Raw genomic sequence first — 17800 nt, forward strand, 5'->3', positions numbered from 1 at the left:
ATGCACCAATCTGGTAGTAGACAACGACGTCTTGAAGGAGGAGAAGATCATGCGCAGCACCCACGTCGTGGTGATCGGCTCGGGATTCGGCGGCCTCGCCGCCGCGAAGCAGCTCGCGAAGTCGAACATCGAGACCACCCTCATCTCGGCGAACGGCACCCACCTCTTCCAGCCGCTGCTGTACCAGGTGGCCACCGGCGTCACCGCGGGCGAGCGGATCGCGCCGCCCATCGCGGAGGTCCTCCGCAAGCGCCGCACCGTCGACGTCGTCACCGGCTACGTTACGGAGGTCGACGCCGAGCGGAAGGTGGTCACGTACGCCACGGACGACGGCATCGAGCAGATCGGCTACACCTACCTGATCGTCGCTGCGGGCGCCGCGCAGGCCTACTTCGGTCACGACGAGTGGGCCGACCGCACCTTCGCCCTGAAGACCCTTGAGGACGCCGAGAACCTCCGGACGAGGATGCGCGCCGCCTTCGCGGCCCCCGCTGAGAGCGCTGACCGGACCTTCGTGGTCGTCGGCGCCGGCGCCACCGGCGTCGAGGTGGCCGGCCAGGTGGCCGAGCTCGCCCGACGCTTCCACGATCGCGCCGAGGTCCGCATCCACCTCGTGGAGGGTGCCGACGACGTGCTGCCCTTCTACGGCGGCACTCTCTCGGGCTACACCCGCGCCACCCTCGAGGAGGCGGGCGTGCAGGTGCACACCGGCACCTTCGTCACCGCCATCGAGGACGGCGTGGTCACTGTCAGGGACAAGGCCGGAGTCGAGCGCGAGATCGCCGCGGGCACCGTCGTCTGGTCGGCAGGCGTCAAGGCCACCCCGCTCGCCGGTGTGATCGCCGAGGCAACCGGCTGCGAGACCGACCGCGCGGGCCGGCTCCTGATCAACCGCGACCTCACCGTCGGCGGCCGTGCGGACGTCTTCGCGCTCGGCGACATGACCGCCCTGAACGGCCTTCCCGGCCAGAGTCCCGTCGCCATGCAGCAGGGCCGTCACGCCGCCGACGTGATCCGCGGGAAGAAGGGGCCGGGCACGCACTTCCGCTACCTGGACAAGGGCAGCATGGCGATGATCGACACTCCGCACGCGGTGATCCAGCCGCCGCTCGGCCTGCCGGGCCTCACCGGCATCCTCGCGTGGGCGGGCTGGCTGGCCGTGCACCTGTACTACCTGGCCGGCATGGGCAACCGCGTCGCGGTGCTTCGGGACTGGTTGCGTGCCTTCGTCGGCACCGCTCGCCCGGGCTTCGACGGTGCGCCGACGGTCACCGTCGTGCCCGTTCCCGCGGACGCGGGGGAGGACCTACCCGGTCTTGGCGTTGCCGGCGCGCCAGACGGACCACGGAATGTTCCAGTCGCCTAGTCCGTCGGTGCCCTCCAACGTGGGCCCCGCGGTGTCGGTGACCTTGACGATGTCGCCGCGCTTGGTGTTCTGCAGGAACCAGAGGGCGTTCTCGGTGCTCACGTTGAGGCACCCGTGGCTCACGTTGGTGTAGCCCTGCTGGTTCACCGACCACGGGGCACTGTGCAGGTAGATGCCGCTGTAGGACATCTGCACCGCGTAGTCGACCAGCGTGCGGTATCCGTTGGGGGAGTTCACCGGGACGCCGTAGGTGGATGAGTCCATGATCATGTTCTCGCGGTGATCGCCGATCAGGTAGACCCCGTTCGGCGTCTCGTTGCCGGGGCCGCCCATCGAGGTGGGCATCGTCTTGATCAGCTTGCCGTTCTTCGTGACGCGGACGATCTTGTCCTTGTCGGAGACGGTCGTGATCACCTCGTCGCCCACCGTGAACCGGGTCGAGGCGTCCTTCTGGCCGAAGGTGCCGTTGCCCAGATCGACACCGTAGATCTTCACGTCCACGCTGACCTTGGTGCCGGGCTTGAAGTAGGACTCGGGGCGCCAGCGGACCTCCGACGGGCTGACCCAGTAGAAGGCGCCCTCGACCGGCGGATCGGTGACGATCTTGATGGCGCGCTGCGCCGCCGCGCGGTCGGCGATCCGCTCGTCGAACTTCACCCCCACGGTCTGCCCGACGCCGACGGTGGAGTTGTCGGTGGTGGTGAAGTACGCCTGGGCCAGGTTGTTCGGCGATTGCGTGCTGAAGGTCTCGTTGGCGACGTTCACGCCGCCGATGCCGTTGGCCTCCGCGCGCAGTTTGTAGGTCTTGTTGTAGCCGAGCGGTTCCGAGTTGCTCCACGAGCGGCCGTCGTCGGCGAGTTTGCCCGAGACCTCCTTGCCGTCCGCGTTCGTGATCACGACCTTGGTCAGCGTGCCTCCGGCGGCTGTGACCTTGACGGGGACACCCGGCTGTACGTCGACATCACCGCTGCGAACGCTGGAGGTGATCTGCGGGCGCAGTAGGTCGAAGAAGGGGGTGGAGTCCGTGATCTTCTGGCTCGCGTCGGGCAGGGCCACGTTGCCGGGCGACGACGTGCAGCCGGCGACCAGCGCCGCGGAGAGCGTCGTGACCGACACCGCCGTGAGGATGCGTCGGATCACGGCGGGACGGTTGCGCATGGCTCAGCTCCATCAAGCATCGAACGGATGTCGGCCGACCGGCGACCGATTGCTCCCGATTCTACCGGGCGTGTCCCAGGTCGAGCCGGTACGGTGCGGGGTGTGAGTGACGACGGTGACGGGCCGCGGCCCGAGGCGCGGGACGGCGATGGTCGTGCCCCCGGACCGTGGAGCGACAAGGGCTACAACAAGCTCGCCCTGGGGCTCGGAATCGGTGTCGTCCTCGGCGCGAGTATCGGCACCGGCTTGGGGAATTCGGCGCTGGGAATCGGCATCGGACTGGCCCTGGGGATCGCCTTCGCGATGGCCCTCGGCTACGGGGCCGGTAAGGACGACGACGCCGACTGACTCGCCGGCCCCGTCGTCCCGACCTGGGTGAGAGCCTGGGGAGAACGCTGCGGGCGACAGGTGAGGTGGTTGCTCCCCAGGCTCGTTCGCCAGACTAACTTAGCGTCACTAAAATTAGAAGGTTCAAGTCCGGTGATCGCGGGCACTTGCGTGGCTCAAACGGAAGAAGACCCGCCACCGTGAGGTGGCGGGTCTTCTTTGGAGTGCGCCATCAGGGACTCGAACCCCGAACCCGCTGATTAAGAGTCAGCTGCTCTGCCAATTGAGCTAATGGCGCGTGCTCGCTCGCTGCGTGCTGGAATACATTAGCAAGAGGTGGAGCGAAACGTGAAATCGGCTGGTCAGGGTTGGTTTCTGAGCTATCGGTGGCTCACTGGAAGGCGCTCTGCCCAGTCAGCTTCTGGCCCAGGATGAGGGTGTGCATCTCCACGGTGCCCTCGTAGGTCAGCACGCTCTCCAGGTTGTTCGCGTGCCGGATCACGGGGTACTCGAGCGAGATGCCGTTCGCGCCGAGGATCGTGCGGGCGGTGCGGCAGATGTCGATCGCCTCGCGGACGTTGTTCAGCTTGCCGAGGGAGACCTGTTCGGGGCGAAGGGCTCCGGCGTCCTTGAGGCGTCCCAGGTGGACGGCCAACAGCACGCCCTTCGTGTACTCGAGGGTCATGTCGGCGAGCTTCTGCTGGGTCAGCTGGAAGCCGCCGATCGGCCGTCCGAACTGCTCGCGCTCCACGGAGTACCGCTGCGCGCACTCCAGGGCGGTCCGCGCGGCGCCCATCGCGCCCCAGACGATGCCGTACCGGGCCTCGCTGAGGCAGGAGAGCGGCCCGCGCAGGCCGCGGACCTCGGGGAAGGCGGCGGAGTCGGGGACGCGCACACCGTCGAGCACGAGCTCGGCGGTGACCGATGCGCGCAAGGACATCTTGTGCTTGATCGTGTTCGCGCGGAATCCCGCGGTCTCGGTCGGGACGGCGAAGCCGCGCACGCCGTCATCGGTCTGCGCCCAGATCACGGCCACGTCGGCGAGGGAGCCGTTGGTGATCCACATCTTCCGGCCGTCGATGATCCAATCGTCGCCGTCGCGGCGCGCCCGGGTCCGCATGTTCGCCGGGTCGGAGCCGTGATCGGGCTCGGTGAGCCCGAAGCAGCCGATCAGCTCGCCGGCCGCCATGCCGGGTAACCACCGCTGCTTCTCCTCCTCGCTCGCCCATTTCCAGATCGCGAACATGGCGAGCGAGCCCTCGACGGAGACCATCGAGCGCAGGCCTGAATCGCAGGCCTCGAGTTCGAGGCAGGCCACGCCGTACTCGGTGGCGGTGGTTCCGGCGCACCCGTAGCCGTCGAGGTGCATGCCGAGCAGGCCCAGCGCGCCGAGCTTGCGCATCAGTCCGCGGGGATCGTCGATCTCTCCACGCTCGAACCAGTCGGCGACGTGCGGCTCGACCTCGCGGGTGGTCAACGCGCGCACCGAATCCGCGATGGCGCGCTCTTGGTCCGAGAACAGGCCGGTCAGGCCCGCCAACTCGTCGGGGTGTGTGGTCATGGTCCCTCCTCGGCGCCACCCTAGCCGGATGTGCTGGCCCGAAGGCGGAAAGTCGTGCTTAGCTGGGCGCATGACCCTTCCCGGAACCCCCGCGGTGGCGGGCGCCGCAGAAGTGCTCAGGCCGCCGGCCCATCAGGTCTCGCCCCGCGCGAAGACCTGGTGGACCGTCCGTGCCGCGATCCGCTGGGTGATCGTGATCCCACTGGTCACAGTGGTGCTCGCGCTGATCCCCGACGTCCCGTGGTTCGTCGCCGTGGCGGCCTTCCTCGTGCTCGCGGCGGCGGCCGCGGCGCACTTGATCGTGATGCCGCGCTTCCGCTACGCCTTCCACCGGTGGGAGGTCAATGCGGTGGCGGTGTACTCGCAGGCGGGGTGGCTGACGCGGACGCGGGTGCTGATCCCGGTCTCGCGGGTGCAGGTGATCGACACCGTAGCGGGGCCGCTGGAGCGCTCCTTCGGCCTGTCGACTGTGACGGTGACCACTGCCTCGTCGGCGGGCACGGTGCGGATCTCGGGTCTGCCGACGGAGACCGCGCAGGCGATCGCCGCGGGCCTGACCGTCAGCGCAGCGGAGGACACCGATGACGCGACCTGAGGAGGACGGCTGGAACAGGCTGTCGCCGTGGGGGATCGGAACCCGCGTCATCAAAGCGGTGCCGTCGCTCATTCCCGCGCTGATCGGCGTCTTCTTTCTCGGTCGCGCGGCCGGGCCGGTGTTCTTCATCATCGCCGGCGTCGCCATCAGCGCGCTGGTGGGCCTCCTGCCGTGGCTCACCACCCGATGGCGGGTCACCGAGGATCAGCTGGAGCTGCGGCACGGGCTGGTGCGCAAGGTCTCCGCCACCGCACGCCGCGACCGCATTCGCAGTGTCGACGTGACAGCCGGACCCATCGAGCGCGCCCTCTCGCTGCGCAAGGTCGTGGTCGGAACCGGCGTGGGCGGCAAGGAATCGGCCCTGATACTCGACCCCATTCCTGCGGACGTCGCGGAGGCGCTCGGCCACGACCTCCTGCGCCGGACCGCTGCGCCGACACCGACGGACGGGCTCGACGAGGGCGGTGACCCGCCGCCCGTCGCACCGCAGCCGGAGGAGGAGTTGGCGCGGTTGCGCCCGGAGTGGATCCGGTTCGCGCCGTTCTCGCTCACCGGCTTCGCCGTGGTCGCTGCGGGCGCCGGTATCGGTTTCCGCATCGTCGACGAGGCCGGGCTGCGCGAGCGCGGCTCCGAGCTCGCCGAGTCCTGGTTCGTCAAGATCCTCGATCTGGGCGCCGCAGTGGTGATCCCGGCCGCGGTCGTGCTGGTCGTGATCGTCTCGGTCCTCATCTCCGTGCTCGCGTACGTCCTCGCCTTCTGGGGCTTCCGGCTGGTCCGCCGGGCCGACGGTGCGCTGCACACCAGTCGCGGTCTCATCTCGACCGTGGCCGCGACGATCGAGCGCAAGCGGGTGCGCGGCGTGCAACTGCACGAGCCGGTGCTGATGCGCATCCCGCGCGGCGCGAAGCTGAGGGCGATCGCCACGGGCACGGACCGCAATCCCACGCTGCTGCCGCCCGCCCCTCGCTCCGAGGGCGTGCGCGTCGCCGAGCAGGTCCTCGGCAGGCAGGGAGTCGTCGAGCGGCCCCTCGTCGGGCACGGGCCGGTGGCACTGCGCCGCAGGTACACCCGCGCGCTGCTGGCGGCGCTCGTTCCGGTGGCCGTCTCACTGGCACTCGCCGTGGTCGCCCCGGGCGCATGGAAGGCGCTGCCGATCGTCGGCGCGGTCGTCGTGGTCGTGCTCGCCGTCGCCCTGGCCCGGGTGCGCTACGCGAATCTCGGCACGGTCACCGACGGGGACATCGTCGTCCTCGGTGCTCCCACCGTTGCGCGCACCCGTACCGTCCTCGAGTTCGACGGGGTGATCGGCTTCGTCACGCGCGAGACCTTCTTCCAACGCCGGGCCGGCGTCGCGACGCTGACGGTGGCGACGGCGGCGGGTGCGTTCGGCGCCGTCGACGTGACGCCGGGCCGGGCCGCGGACGTCGCGCGCACCGTCGAACCGGAGATCGTGACGGGCTTCCTCGCCGTCAGCGAGGCGTGAGCCGGTACAGCTTGATCGTGCGGCCGCCGGCCCGTTCGACGTAGTCGTCGTACGCCGGCCACACCGCGACGATGCTCGGCCACAGGCGTTTCCGATCCGATTCGGAGATCCGCCGGGCCCGCACCGGGATGCGGCGCGTCCCGAGGAGCACCTCGGCGTCGGGCGTGGCCTCGAGGTTGTACGACCACGCGGGGTGGTGCTTCTGGCCGAAGTTGGAGGCGATCACGACGAAGTCGGCTCCGTCCCGCACGTACAGCAGCGGCACGGCCCGGGCAACGCCACTGCGCCGTCCCACCGTGGTCAGGGTGAGTTGCGGGAGCAGTGCCTCCGGGATCAGGTGGATGCTGCCGCCGCTGATCCGGGTGACCGCCTTGTCGAGCGGGACCGTGGCGCGCACCATCCGGGATACGGCACGATGCCGCCCGAGCTGCAGGAACCGTGCCTTGAGATCGTCCAGGATCGCCATGGCGGCAGTGTAGTGAACTCCCGCGGTCTCCGGGGCGCGATCAGTTCGTGGCGAGTCGCGCGCCACCCGCGGCGCGCAGCACGGCGTTCAGCGAGTAGTACTGCGTGAGCTGCTGGGTGACGCGACCGGAATCGCGGTCCGTCAGCGTGACCGCGTCGGTGATGATGCCGAGCGCTGCGTTGTCGGAGGTGCGGACGAGCGGCCCGCCGCTGTCGCCCTGCGTGGTGACGATGTCGGTCACCATCCAGTCACCCATCACCTTGGTGACCTTGCCGCAGCGGCGCCCGTTCACCGAACCCAACTGGCACACCGGATCCCCGATCCGCGCGGTGCCCACCGACCGCGGCGCCATACCGGGCGCCGATGAGAGCAGCTTCACCTGCGGATCCGTGAGCCGGAACGTGCCCCAGTCCGGGCCGAACGGGTCGACGGGGGAGTAGTGCCCCGGACGGTTCGGGTCCTCTTTGACCTCGGGAGCCTGCGACTGGACCACCTCGCCGACGATCCACTTCTTGACGCCTACCGGCTGCTGCGGTGCACCGCAGTGCCCTGCCGTCACGCCCAGGCGCTCGCCGTCCGGCGCGGTCACCGCGAAGCCCATCGTGCACTGCAGCGACTCGAACCGGCCGCCGCCCAGCGAGCGCTGCAGGATGTCGATCCGGTCGCCCGGCGCGACCGAGGTCGGGGCCGGGGTCTGCACGGGTGCAGGGGCGCTCGGCTTCGCGGGCGTCGACGGTGCGCCCGGTGCGGGCTTCGGCGCCGCGCTCGGCTTCGCCGGAGTGCCGGGGGCGGAGGGCGCCGCGGGCTTGGGCGTGGGGCTCGGCGACGGGACGGGAGCGGTGGGCGCGGCGGTCGCGAACGCCGGAGTCAGGAGCGATCCCGATACCAGAACGGTGACCACCCCGATCGCTCCGCGTCGCAGTACCGCACCGATGCGCGTCCCGTCGGTCAAGGTCGAACCCTCCTAGGGTCATGGGGCGTGTGATCGAGTGGCGCCCTGGAAAGCGCCGCAGAAAGTCGTGGCCGAGCCTACCATTCCGCATGATCGACTCGAGTGAGATCAGTTTGCCGAACTGGGATTTCGCTGCCGCCATAGACCATGCGTGAACAGTGAGTTTCGGTTCCTGGACCAGAGGAGACCCCGTGTCCGACCAGACGTATCAGACCGTCGCAGTAGCGCTGTACTTCGCGGCCATGTTGTACATCGGTTGGAGCGCGTACCGGAAGACGCGCGACAACCTCGACGACTACATGCTCGCGGGACGCGGGCTCAAGCCCTGGGTCGCCGCGCTCAGTGCCGGCGCGTCCGACATGTCCGGGTGGTTGTTGATGGGCCTGCCCGGCGCGATCTATGCGAAAGGGCTCGTCGAGTCGTGGATCGCGATCGGCCTCACGATCGGGGCCTGGCTGAACTGGAAGTTCGTCGCGCCGCGTCTGCGCTCGTACACCGAGGTCGCGGGCAACTCGATCACCATCCCCAGCTTCCTCGAGCACCGGCTGCGCGACCGGTCGCGATCGCTGCGGATCGTCTGCGGCCTCATCATCCTGGTCTTCTTCACGTTCTACGTCTCCAGCGGCATGGTGGCCGCGGGCAAGTTCTTCGACAGCACCTTCGGTGTGCAGTACATCCACGGCATGCTCATCGTCGCCGTGGTGACCATGGTCTACACGCTGTTCGGCGGCTTCCTCGGCGCGACTCTGACCGACGTCGCGCAGGGGCTGCTGATGCTCGCAGCGCTGGTCGCGGTGCCGATCGTCGCCCTGATCGAGGTCGGCGGCCCGTCGGTCACCGTCGACACCGTGAACTCGGTCAACCCCGACTTCTTCAGCCTGTTCGCCGGCGGCACAGCCCTCGGCATCATCTCCGCGGCGGCGTGGGGCCTGGGCTACTTCGGCCAGCCGCACATCATCGTGCGGTTCATGGCGCTGCGCTCGCCGCAGGAGGCCGCCACCGCCCGCCGCTTCGGCATCAGCTGGATGGTGGCGACGGCGCTCGGCGCGATCGCGACCGCGTTCATCGGCATCGCCTACTTCGCGCTGCACCCGGAGAAGGCGCCGAAGGACCCCGAGACCGTCTTCCTGGTGCTCGCGCAGATCCTGTTCCACCCGTTCGTCGCCGGTCTCGTCCTGGCGGCGGTGCTCGCCGCCATCATGTCGACGGTGTCATCGCAGCTCGTCGTGTGCTCGTCGGCGCTGGTGGAGGACCTGTTCAAGATCTTCGCCGAGAAGTCCGGGCGGGACTCGCAGATCAGCGACAAGACCTACGTGTTGCTCGGCAGGCTCGGCGTTCTCATCGTCGCTGTGATCGCGGTGCTCCTCGCGATCGACCCGTCGGACAGCATCCTCGAACTGGTCGGCTTCGCGTGGGCCGGATTCGGCTCGTCCTTCGGTCCGGTCGTACTCCTCGCGCTGTTCTGGCGCAGGCTCACCGCAGCGGGTGCGCTGTCCGGCCTCATCGTCGGCGCTGCCGTCGCCTTCGTCTGGGGCCAGTGGCCGCCCTTCGCTCTGTACGAGATCGTCCCCGGCTTCGCCGCGAACCTGGTGGTCGCGATCGGCGTCAGTCTCGCCACCTACAAGCCCGACGATGCCGTCGACGCCGAGTTCGACGAGGCCTCCCGCCTCGCGGAGAGGCAGCCGGCGTAAGAGCGATCCGAACGACAGCACCCTCGACCGTGGCTCGTAGGGGGTGTTGTTCGCTCAGCGGCTCGTCCGAGTCGCCCGCATACGAGGAAAGGCCGGTCGATCAGCATTTCTGCTGCTCGACCGGCCTTCACCGCGTGGGGTGGATGACGGGACTCGAACCCGTGGGCGTGCTCGGACTGGTGTCCGCTGGCCTGCTGATTGGTGGGAGAAGTACGGGGCGACCCCGGCGGCTCTGATGGGCTATCGGCGTGCTGCGCGGCGGATGGGGCATCTGATTGGTTACGATCACGGCGCTAGTCGATAGTAGCGGCGGCCTCAGCGAATCGCTGGGCCACCGCCTCGCTCTCGTCAAGTTTGAAGCATAGCCAATGTCGTTCGCATCTCTTCCAGCGTCGGGTTCCCACAAGCGCGGTGGACTGACTCGGCCATCTCGAACGTGAAGTCCTCTGGCTCGTATCCGACCTGCAGTAGGCCATACTCTGATTTCTCGTTAGGAGTCCAATCAACGCCTTCGGCGAGAAGCTCTGGAAACGTCAGGTCTGTCGCACGAAGCGTATTCAGCCATCCGATAGTTGAGATCGTTGACAGCGTGTTGGGCTGAGGGCGGGGAGGTGGTAATTCGCCACGCATGAGGGAACTGACCTCGATGTCGGCAAACAGCTGGGCTCGTTCTCTGGATCGTTGTATTTCTCTTTGATCGAAACTAACGGCAGCGGATGAAGTAACTGGCCATGCATTTCGCGCTTTTGAATACCAGTCGACTACTGACGCGGCGATTGCGTCTGGGTTCGCGACGTTAGAGAGGTCGCTCACGATCAACATTCCGTCGCTATAAATGAGGCCGCATTGGTAGTCGCCGTGGCATTCAAGGTGGACTATTCCTCTGTCGCGATGGGATTGGAAATGGTCAAGCAGTGTCGCCGCCGCGAGGTCTGGAGAGTTTGGGAGCTCTGTTGTATCGTAGGTTGTCTCGGAACCGACTCCTATGAACCAATAAGAACCGGTGGCGACAGTAAACAGAAATCGTGCGAGTTCGAGGGCTCGTTGCTCAGGTATATCGGAGCTTCCCTTCGTGTCGAAGCCGATTTCGGGGGATTCGCAATGAATCCTCCATCGCTGATAGCTCATGGGGCGACTCCTTGTTTTGTGGTGGCGGCGGCAGCAGCATTCATTTCGTTACTTAATTCCCTTTAGAGCGTTCCAGACGTCAACGGTGACTACCGTAATCCTACCGGCCGCTTCCGGTACCTGATCGAGCACTGCTTTAAGGGCGGCGGCGGTCGTGGGAGAATTTGCTACCCAGTAGATTGGAAAATTCTGCGGATTCGGAAGAGCGTTGACGGCCGCAATCTGGCGCTGAATCTCAGAAACAAGAGAGTCGTAGATTCCCTTAACGAAAGGCGGAGTATTTGGAGAGGAGACGTCAACTAGAGTTCCGTCGGGCTTTAGTAGCGCACCGTACCCGCTGCTGCCAAACTTGGCATCGACAAGGACTTTGAGTATCCCCTTGAGGATTTCGAAGCCGTCGAATTTGACGCCGTTTACTACGTAGGACCACGCGCCGTCGACGCCGGTCACCGTTTCCTGGAAAGGTCGGTTCTGTTCAGCGTTTGCGCCGCCTGACTCGTTAGTTCTCTCCCATTTGCCGGGGCCTCCTCCGTTGCCGGGCTTGGGGGGCGGTTTGGTGGGAGCGGGGGGTTGCTTCTTTGGCTTCGGTGCCTGACCGCCGTTGCTGGCGCTGGGTGTGGAGCCTGTGCCGGGTTGTGGTGTGGTGCTGGGTCGGGGTTGTTGGGGGATGACGGGGAGGCCGGTTTCGGGGTCGATGCGGCCGGGTGCGGGGATTTTTCCGGGGTCGGGTGGTGTGGTGGGTTTGGGTGTGATGGGTGGCCGGGGTTGTCCGGGCAGGGGTGTGCCGGGGTCTGCAGGCGTCGGGAGATCAGTTCCGGGGTTCTGTCCTGGAGGTAGAACGATCGGGGGTGTGGGCTTGGGTGGTTTGTTCCCATCGCCGTTGCCTCCACCTTCCCCGTCGCCGGGGCTGGTGGGCGCGGTGGTGCCGGGGTTTCCGGTCGTAGGCGGAGCCATTCCCCGTTCGGGTCCTCGAATGAGGCCGACGATCCCTTCGAGATACTTCCGAAGGATATCCGGAAGGATTGCGATCAGCCCGGGAAGGCCGATGAGGTATTTGTTGATGCTCCGAATGATTTCCGCGATCCAGTCGAGAAATGGTTTGATCAGACGGTTGTAGATATCTTGAAAGAATTTCGCGAGGGCGTTCACGAGTGGCCACAGGAACGAGAAGATCCCGGGGACTCCGCCCGGCTGCGGGTATCCCTCACCGTCGGGACCGCCGAAGTTGGTCGGGGTGATGCTGTCGCCTGCACTGCCGGGCATCGGAGTCGGTGTGGAGCCGCTACCACTGCCGGTGCCGACACCCCGCCCTGGTGAGGATCCAACCGACTCGCCCTGCCCGCCTGATGTGCTCGGGCTCGGGGACGGGCTTGGGCCGCTTCCGCTGCTTCCGGATCCAGTCGATGGAGGTTGCTGCGGTTGGTGTGCGGGTGGGGCGTCAGCTGTGTTCGGCTCGAAGGCCTCAGGGGTGGATGGGCTCGGGTTGATTTGCGCGGAGCTGTAGTACTCGCTGCTGGTCTTGGTGACGGCGGTTGTGTCGGTGAGAGTTTCGGAGGATAGCTGTGAGGCGACAGCGCCCGGGGTCGGTCGCCGTCGGGTCCTGCCTCCTGCCATGATGCCTGTCGCTTCACCGACGAGGTAGGCCCACGAAGAGGGTCCGTCCTTGTTCTCGTCGTCGCTGTCCACGCCGCCGCTGTCGTTGCCGTCTGCGCCGGGCGCACCGGGAGCGCCGCCGTTGGCTCCGGGGGCGCCAGGCATCGGGCATTCGGATTGGGTCGTGGTGACCGTGACCGTGGCAGTCGAGGGCTGCCCTGACTGGGGCTGCTGGCCGGGCTGCTGCTGTCCGGTCTGCTGCGGCCCGCCGGGTGCGGTGGTCTGCACCGCCGGGTTCTGGTTCTGCTGTCTCTGCCCGTTGCCCTGCGGCTGCTGTCCCTGCTGCTGGCCGCCGCCTTGGCCGGGTTGTTCGTTGCCGGGGATGTTCGGGGCCTGCTGGCCGGGGGTTCCGAACTCGGGTGTTTGAGCTTGGATACCGGGGCCGTTGTCACCCCCCTTAGCCGGGGAAGTCGCGATGCCGTTGTTGTCCTGGCCGCCCTGCTGGCCCGGCTGCTGTCCGGGGGCTGTGGCCTGCCCTGTAGGGGGAGCGAAGGTCAGGTCCGGTCCGGTCGGCCCGCAGGTGGCGGGGCCTCCGCCCGGGCACGGCGCTGCCGCAGCGGTGCCACTTCCTGCGGTGGTGGCGGTGAAGCCAATCATTCCGACAGCGATCACGATACCCGCCACTGCAGCAGCGGCCCGAGCCTGCTCGCTGGTCGGCGTGTTCGCGCCGGAGTGGCGTAGCTTGTCCAGTCCGGTGAACAGGATCCGCCCGACGATGACCATCACAAGCCAGAAGGTCAAGAACACCAGCGGCACGGGAGTGAACCGGGGCGCCTCGATGGAGAACAGGACGCCACCGACGATCCCAGCGAGGCCGATGACGGTCAGGAACAACCCCTGCAGTCGGGTGGCGCGGTCCGAAGGAGGAGGTGCCGTGGAGGCCTGGGCTGCGCGGGTGTGGCGGGGCCTTGATGCCACCGGAACCTCCTGAATGCACTGAGTTGTATGTCTCGTTCACTAACCAGGGTGAACGGTACAGTCGGAGTTCACGGTCTGCAATCAGAGTGGCTGCCCGGTTCAGGAACTTCGGTGCACCCAGGGGTGCCGGTGTCGAGGTGCCCCCTCCCCAGACTTCCCGAAGACCAGACGCCGCTATTCGATCACGCCACGACAAGTACCCTCACCGGAATCCGGCAAGGTCGAATCATGGCACCGGATCCGGGCTGATCAATCGCGGGTCAGGTGGCTCACGGGCACGGCGTGAGACTGAGCTACGTGCCGGTCAGTCGGTTTCCGTCGGACTGCCCCTAGAGCGACGTTGCGCCCCGAACCGGACTCGAACCGGCTCTGTGACCATCGGGGCTTTCCAGGGGCTACTTGCGCAGGTCGGCAGTCTCGAACCCGCGGTAGGCGACAAGATCCCGCGCACGGCGAAGCGTCGTAAGCGCATCGATTACTTCATTGAGGTCAGCGGCAGGAAACTGGAAGAACCGTTCCCAACCTGCCCGGTCAACCCCTACGTGGAGGCCGTTGCTGGCTGGAACGGCTTCGCCGTGGCATTCCGTGAGTTCGAATCCGGCTCGTTTGCACCAGGTGACCGCGGACCAGCCCGGCTCAACGATGCTTCAGGTGTCAGTAGGTCAAGGTCGCCTTGGCGTTCCGCTGCTGCCGATCGGGCGGCGTTGTAGGCGGCTGTGAGGTCGTCGGGGTTAGCCTCACGGGCCGCGGGTGAGGGCGTGGCGTGGTGCGAACCACAGCGGCGAGCCGGGGGTGTATACGGCGGCTTCGGTGTGCTGGTTGATGACCTGCGGGGAGTGGTGGTTCACACGAACACCGCCCAGACGACAGCCGCGAGGGCGTACAGGGCGGCGTAGGAGACCAGCACGAGCGCGAGAGCGTCGAGGAATTGACGGGCAGCCATGCGTGCCCGAGATACAGTTGTGTCATGCATGAGCGGGTCTAGTCCGTTCGTGTCCAGACCCCGGTTCAGGTGCGCCAACACCTACCGGGGTCGATCAAATTGGACACCCGAAGACCATGCACAAGGATGCGCTAAGGCTGCGCGGCCCGAATCTGCCGAACTACCGCAGAAACGAGTGAAGGCCGGTCAACCAGCATTCGCGCTGGTTGACCGGCCTTCACCGCGTGGGGTGGATGACGGGACTCGAACCCGCGACAGCCAGAATCACAATCTGGTGCTCTACCAACTGAACTACACCCACCAGGTGCCTGGGATCGCCAGGCTCGGAGAACTTTACCCGACGGTTCCAGCGGAATCCAATCGGTATCGCCTCCGCCTCGCCGAGTGCGGCGACCTGCGGCTTCAGGCGGGGCCGAGTTCCTCCACGGCCGCGGTGATCTGCTCGGTCGTCGGTCCGGGCGCGGGGACGAAGGCGGTGCTGCGGTAGTACTTCAGCTCGCGGATCGACTCGCGGATATCGGCGAGCGCGCGGTGCGCGAGGCCCTTGTCGGGCTGGCCGAAGTAGATCCGCGGGTACCAGCGGCGGCACAGCTCCTTGATCGAGCTGACGTCCACCATGCGGTAGTGCAGGAAGCCGTCGAGCTCCGGCATCTCCTTGGCGATGAATCGCCGATCCGTCGCGATCGAGTTGCCGGCGAGCGGGACGGCGCCGGCCTCGATGTGCTCGCGCAGGTAGGCGAGTACGGCCTCTTCGGCCTCGCGCACGGTCACCGTCGACGCGCGGACCTCCTCGGTCAGGCCCGAGCGGGCGTGCATCTCCTGCACGACAGGCGGCATCGCGGCGAGCGCGGCGTCGTCCGCGTGGATCACCAGGTCCACGCCCTCGCCGAGGATGTTGAGGTCCCCGTCGGTCACCAGTGCGGCGATCTCGATGAGGCGGTCGGAGGTCAGATCGAGGCCGGTCATCTCACAATCGACCCATACGAGTTTGTCATCCACGGGGTTCAGCGTATCCAAGCTAGTCTTTGCACCGTGACTGACAACGCGAACTCCCCGGCGCAGACGATCGCGGCCGGATACGACTTCTCGGGCCCCGCCCTGGAGCTCGGCACCGTGCTGGTGGACGGCACCGTCGACCCCACGGCGAAGGTGCGGATTCCGCTGGCGATGATGAACCGGCACGGCCTCGTCGCCGGCGCCACCGGCACCGGTAAGACGAAGACGCTGCAGCTCATCGTCGAGCAGCTGTCGGCCAACGGCGTGCCCGTCGTCCTCGCCGATATCAAGGGCGACTTGGCGGGGCTGTCCAAGCAGGGCGAGACGAGCGACCGCACCACGGCACGCGCGGCGGACACCGGTGACGACTGGAAGCCTGCCAACGTCCCGACGGAGTTCGTCTCGCTCGGCACCAACGGCATCGGCGTGCCGATCCGCGCCACCATCTCCTCGTTCGGGCCGATCCTGCTGTCGAAGGTCCTGAGCCTCAACGCCACCCAGGAGTCGACGCTCGGCCTGATCTTCCACTGGGCCGATCAGAACCAGCTCGAGCTGCTCGACCTCAAGGACCTGCGCTCGGTCATCCAGTACCTCACCTCGGCCGAGGGCAAGGCCGACCTCGAGGGCATCGGAGGCGTCAGCAAGCAGACCGCCGGCGTGATCCTGCGTGCGCTGGTCAACCTGGAGGCCGAGGGTGGTGACACCTTCTTCGGCGAGCCCGAGATCGACATGGGCGACCTGTTGCGCACCGCGGGCGGACAGGGCGTGGTCACGCTCTTCGAACTCGGCGACCAGGCTGCTCGACCCGCTCTGTTCTCGACCTTCCTCATGTGGGTCCTCGCGGACCTGTTCCAGTACCTGCCGGAGGCGGGCGACCTCGACAAGCCGAAGCTGGTCTTCATCTTCGACGAGGCGCACCTGCTCTTCGCCGACGCCAGTAAGGCCTTCAAGGATCAGGTCGAGCAGACCGTCAAGCTGATCCGCTCGAAGGGCGTGGGTGTCTTCTTCTGCTCGCAGCTGCCCACCGACATTCCGAATCCGGTGCTCAGCCAGCTCGGCGCGCGCATCCAGCACGCCCTGCGCGCCTTCACGCCGGAGGATCAGGCCGCGCTGTCGAAGACGGTCAAGACCTACCCGACCTCGCCCGCCTACAAGCTCGACCAGGCGCTCACCAGCCTCGGTATCGGCGAGGCGATCGTCACCGTGCTCTCCGACAAGGGCGCGCCGACCCCGGTCGCGTGGACCCGGCTGCGCGCGCCGCGCTCGCTGATGTCTGCGATCGGCGACGATGCCATCCGTTCGGCCGCGCACGCGTCGCCCCTGTGGGGTAAGTACTCGCAGACCGTCGACAACCTCTCGGCCTTCGAGAAGCTGTCCGCCAACGCGCAGCAGGCGCAGCAGGAGAACGCTCCCGCCGAGCAGACCCCGCCGCCCCCGCCGGCGCCGAAGAAGGAAGAGGAGGAGTCCTCGTGGGTCTCGGACGTGATGAGCAACCCCGCCGTGAAGTCCTTCCTCCGCTCGGCCGCCTCCAGCGCCGGTAGGGAGCTCTCCCGCAGCATCTTCGGCACCAGGCGTCGCCGCTGAGGTCTCGGCTACCGCTGAAAACGCCGCTCGCCCCGTGCATCCACGGGGCGAGCGGCGTTCTCCGCAGCGGCGGGCGACCTGTCGTAGGGCTCAGTTGCCCGCGAGCTTCTTGTACATCTGCCCGACGATGGGCGCCATGATCGCGCGCGGGGTGTAGTGGCCCGCCATCGACATGCCCTTGGACAGCAGCCCGGGGACGACGCGCATCTTGTTCTTCTCCAGCGCGTCGAGGGTGACGCGGGCGGTGTACTCGGTGTTGATCCAGAGGAACTCGGGAACGACCTTCTCCACCGTGGAGCGGTCCTCGGGGTCGGGGAGCTCAGTGCGCACGGGACCGGGTGCGAGCAGCGTGACGTGCACGCCGGTCGACTTCAGCTCGCCGCGGAGCGACTCGGAGAAGGTGTTGGCGAAGGCTTTCGACGCCGCGTAGGTGGCGTTGTTCGGGATCGGCATGTTGCCGGCCGCCGAGCCGGTGATCATGATGCCGCCGTTGCCGCGCTTCACCATCTGGGGGAGCACGGCCAGCGTCAGATCGTGCACGGCGTTCGCGTTGAGCTCCAGCTGCGCGCGCTCGTAGTCGAAGTCGAGGTCGATGACGCGGCCGAAGGTCGCGGTGCCGGCGTTGTTGCAGAGGATGGAGATCTCGCGCGAGGCGAGCTCCTTGCAGAGCACACCGCGGGCGTCGTGATCGGACAGGTCGACGCCGCGGACCTCGGCCTCGACGCCGAACTCGGCGCGCAGCTTCGCGGCCAGTTCCTCCATGGGGCCGGTGCTGCGCGCGACGAGGATCACCGAGTGACCACGGCGGGCTAGCTCCGTCGCGAGGGCGACACCGATGCCGGAGGAGCCGCCGGTGACGACGGCGCGGGCGGACTGATGGGGTGCGGGTACTGGCATGGGGGAGATGGTACGGGAGGGCACGGACGAGCCGATATCGCGAACTCCGCACTGTGACGGCCGGTATACGGGACCGGCCGCT

The 17800-nt window shown here is 67.3% G+C and carries 15 protein-coding genes and 2 tRNA genes; 7 read left to right on the plus strand and 10 right to left on the minus strand.

The window, feature by feature from the left end:
• The first annotated feature begins 49 nt into the window (after positions 1-49).
• On the plus strand, positions 50-1366 hold the full coding sequence (locus tag FK268_RS18420; RefSeq protein ID WP_146436716.1) for an NAD(P)/FAD-dependent oxidoreductase: 1317 nt from the start codon (positions 50-52) through the stop codon (positions 1364-1366).
• Here FK268_RS18420 and FK268_RS18425 read toward each other — a convergent pair.
• Entirely contained in the window at positions 1307-2524 is a 1218-nt protein-coding gene (locus FK268_RS18425) for a L,D-transpeptidase (protein ID WP_146436718.1), read from the minus strand. The genes FK268_RS18420 and FK268_RS18425 overlap by 60 nt on opposite strands.
• A 102-nt stretch (positions 2525-2626) precedes the next feature.
• Between FK268_RS18425 and FK268_RS18430 the strand changes: the two genes are divergently transcribed.
• On the plus strand, positions 2627-2872 hold the full coding sequence (locus tag FK268_RS18430) for an aromatic acid exporter family protein (RefSeq protein ID WP_146436720.1): 246 nt from the start codon (positions 2627-2629) through the stop codon (positions 2870-2872).
• Between the two features lie 204 nt (positions 2873-3076).
• On the opposite strand, the gene FK268_RS18435 is transcribed toward FK268_RS18430, so the two are convergent.
• Together FK268_RS18435 and FK268_RS18440 are read right to left on the minus strand one after the other, a co-directional pair.
• Positions 3077-3149: transfer RNA gene (locus FK268_RS18435), tRNA-Lys, on the minus strand.
• A 93-nt stretch (positions 3150-3242) separates the two neighbouring features.
• Positions 3243-4412 carry an acyl-CoA dehydrogenase family protein gene (locus FK268_RS18440; protein ID WP_146436722.1) on the minus strand — a complete coding sequence of 390 codons (1170 nt, stop codon included), beginning with the start codon at positions 4410-4412 and terminating at the stop codon, positions 3243-3245.
• Positions 4413-4482: 70 nt separating this feature from the next.
• On the opposite strand from FK268_RS18440, the gene FK268_RS18445 reads away from it, so the two are divergent.
• Positions 4483-5007 carry a PH domain-containing protein gene (locus FK268_RS18445; protein WP_146436724.1) on the plus strand — a complete coding sequence of 175 codons (525 nt, stop codon included), beginning with the start codon at positions 4483-4485 and terminating at the stop codon, positions 5005-5007.
• A complete protein-coding gene (locus tag FK268_RS18450; RefSeq protein WP_146436726.1) occupies positions 4994-6490 on the plus strand; it encodes a PH domain-containing protein in 1497 nt (498 codons plus the stop codon). The genes FK268_RS18445 and FK268_RS18450 overlap by 14 nt, the downstream gene beginning before the upstream one ends.
• Here FK268_RS18450 and FK268_RS18455 read toward each other — a convergent pair.
• Together FK268_RS18455 and FK268_RS24285 are read right to left on the minus strand one after the other, a co-directional pair.
• Positions 6477-6956, minus strand: a complete 480-nt coding sequence (locus FK268_RS18455) for a nitroreductase/quinone reductase family protein (RefSeq protein WP_146436728.1) — start codon at positions 6954-6956, stop codon at positions 6477-6479. The two genes, FK268_RS18450 and FK268_RS18455, sit on opposite strands and share 14 nt — an antisense overlap.
• 40 nt (positions 6957-6996) lie before the next feature.
• Positions 6997-7908 carry a chymotrypsin family serine protease gene (locus FK268_RS24285; protein ID WP_158636153.1) on the minus strand — a complete coding sequence of 304 codons (912 nt, stop codon included), beginning with the start codon at positions 7906-7908 and terminating at the stop codon, positions 6997-6999.
• A gap of 191 nt (positions 7909-8099) precedes the next feature.
• On the opposite strand from FK268_RS24285, the gene putP reads away from it, so the two are divergent.
• Positions 8100-9599 carry a sodium/proline symporter PutP gene (putP, locus tag FK268_RS18465; RefSeq protein ID WP_146436729.1) on the plus strand — a complete coding sequence of 500 codons (1500 nt, stop codon included), beginning with the start codon at positions 8100-8102 and terminating at the stop codon, positions 9597-9599.
• 348 nt (positions 9600-9947) lie between these two features.
• Here the strand turns inward: putP and FK268_RS18470 are convergent, their stop codons facing one another.
• Positions 9948-10727: a hypothetical protein gene (locus FK268_RS18470; RefSeq protein WP_146436730.1), complete on the minus strand. Its 780-nt coding sequence runs from the start codon at positions 10725-10727 to the stop codon at positions 9948-9950.
• 48 nt (positions 10728-10775) lie between these two features.
• On the minus strand, positions 10776-13214 hold the full coding sequence (locus FK268_RS18475) for a hypothetical protein (RefSeq protein ID WP_146436731.1): 2439 nt from the start codon (positions 13212-13214) through the stop codon (positions 10776-10778).
• Between the two features lie 455 nt (positions 13215-13669).
• Between FK268_RS18475 and FK268_RS18480 the strand changes: the two genes are divergently transcribed.
• The gene (locus FK268_RS18480; RefSeq protein ID WP_146436732.1) at positions 13670-14008 is read left to right on the plus strand and encodes a hypothetical protein; all 339 of its coding nucleotides are present in this window, start codon (positions 13670-13672) and stop codon (positions 14006-14008) included.
• Between the two features lie 458 nt (positions 14009-14466).
• On the opposite strand, the gene FK268_RS18485 is transcribed toward FK268_RS18480, so the two are convergent.
• A tRNA-His gene (locus tag FK268_RS18485) sits at positions 14467-14542 on the minus strand.
• 101 nt (positions 14543-14643) lie between these two features.
• Complete coding sequence (orn, locus tag FK268_RS18490; RefSeq protein WP_166443502.1) at positions 14644-15240, minus strand: oligoribonuclease; 597 nt, start codon at positions 15238-15240, stop codon at positions 14644-14646.
• A gap of 33 nt (positions 15241-15273) precedes the next feature.
• Here orn and FK268_RS18495 point away from each other — a divergent pair, with 33 nt between their 5' ends.
• On the plus strand, positions 15274-16821 hold the full coding sequence (locus FK268_RS18495) for a helicase HerA-like domain-containing protein (protein ID WP_146436733.1): 1548 nt from the start codon (positions 15274-15276) through the stop codon (positions 16819-16821).
• 90 nt (positions 16822-16911) lie between these two features.
• Here FK268_RS18495 and cmrA read toward each other — a convergent pair whose 3' ends face one another.
• The gene (gene cmrA / locus FK268_RS18500) at positions 16912-17718 is read right to left on the minus strand and encodes a mycolate reductase (RefSeq protein ID WP_146436734.1); all 807 of its coding nucleotides are present in this window, start codon (positions 17716-17718) and stop codon (positions 16912-16914) included.
• Positions 17719-17800 lie beyond the last annotated feature (82 nt).

Origin of the sequence: Tsukamurella sputi (assembly GCF_007858445.1) — a bacterium.
Taxonomy (GTDB): Bacteria; Actinomycetota; Actinomycetes; order Mycobacteriales; family Mycobacteriaceae; genus Tsukamurella; species Tsukamurella sputi.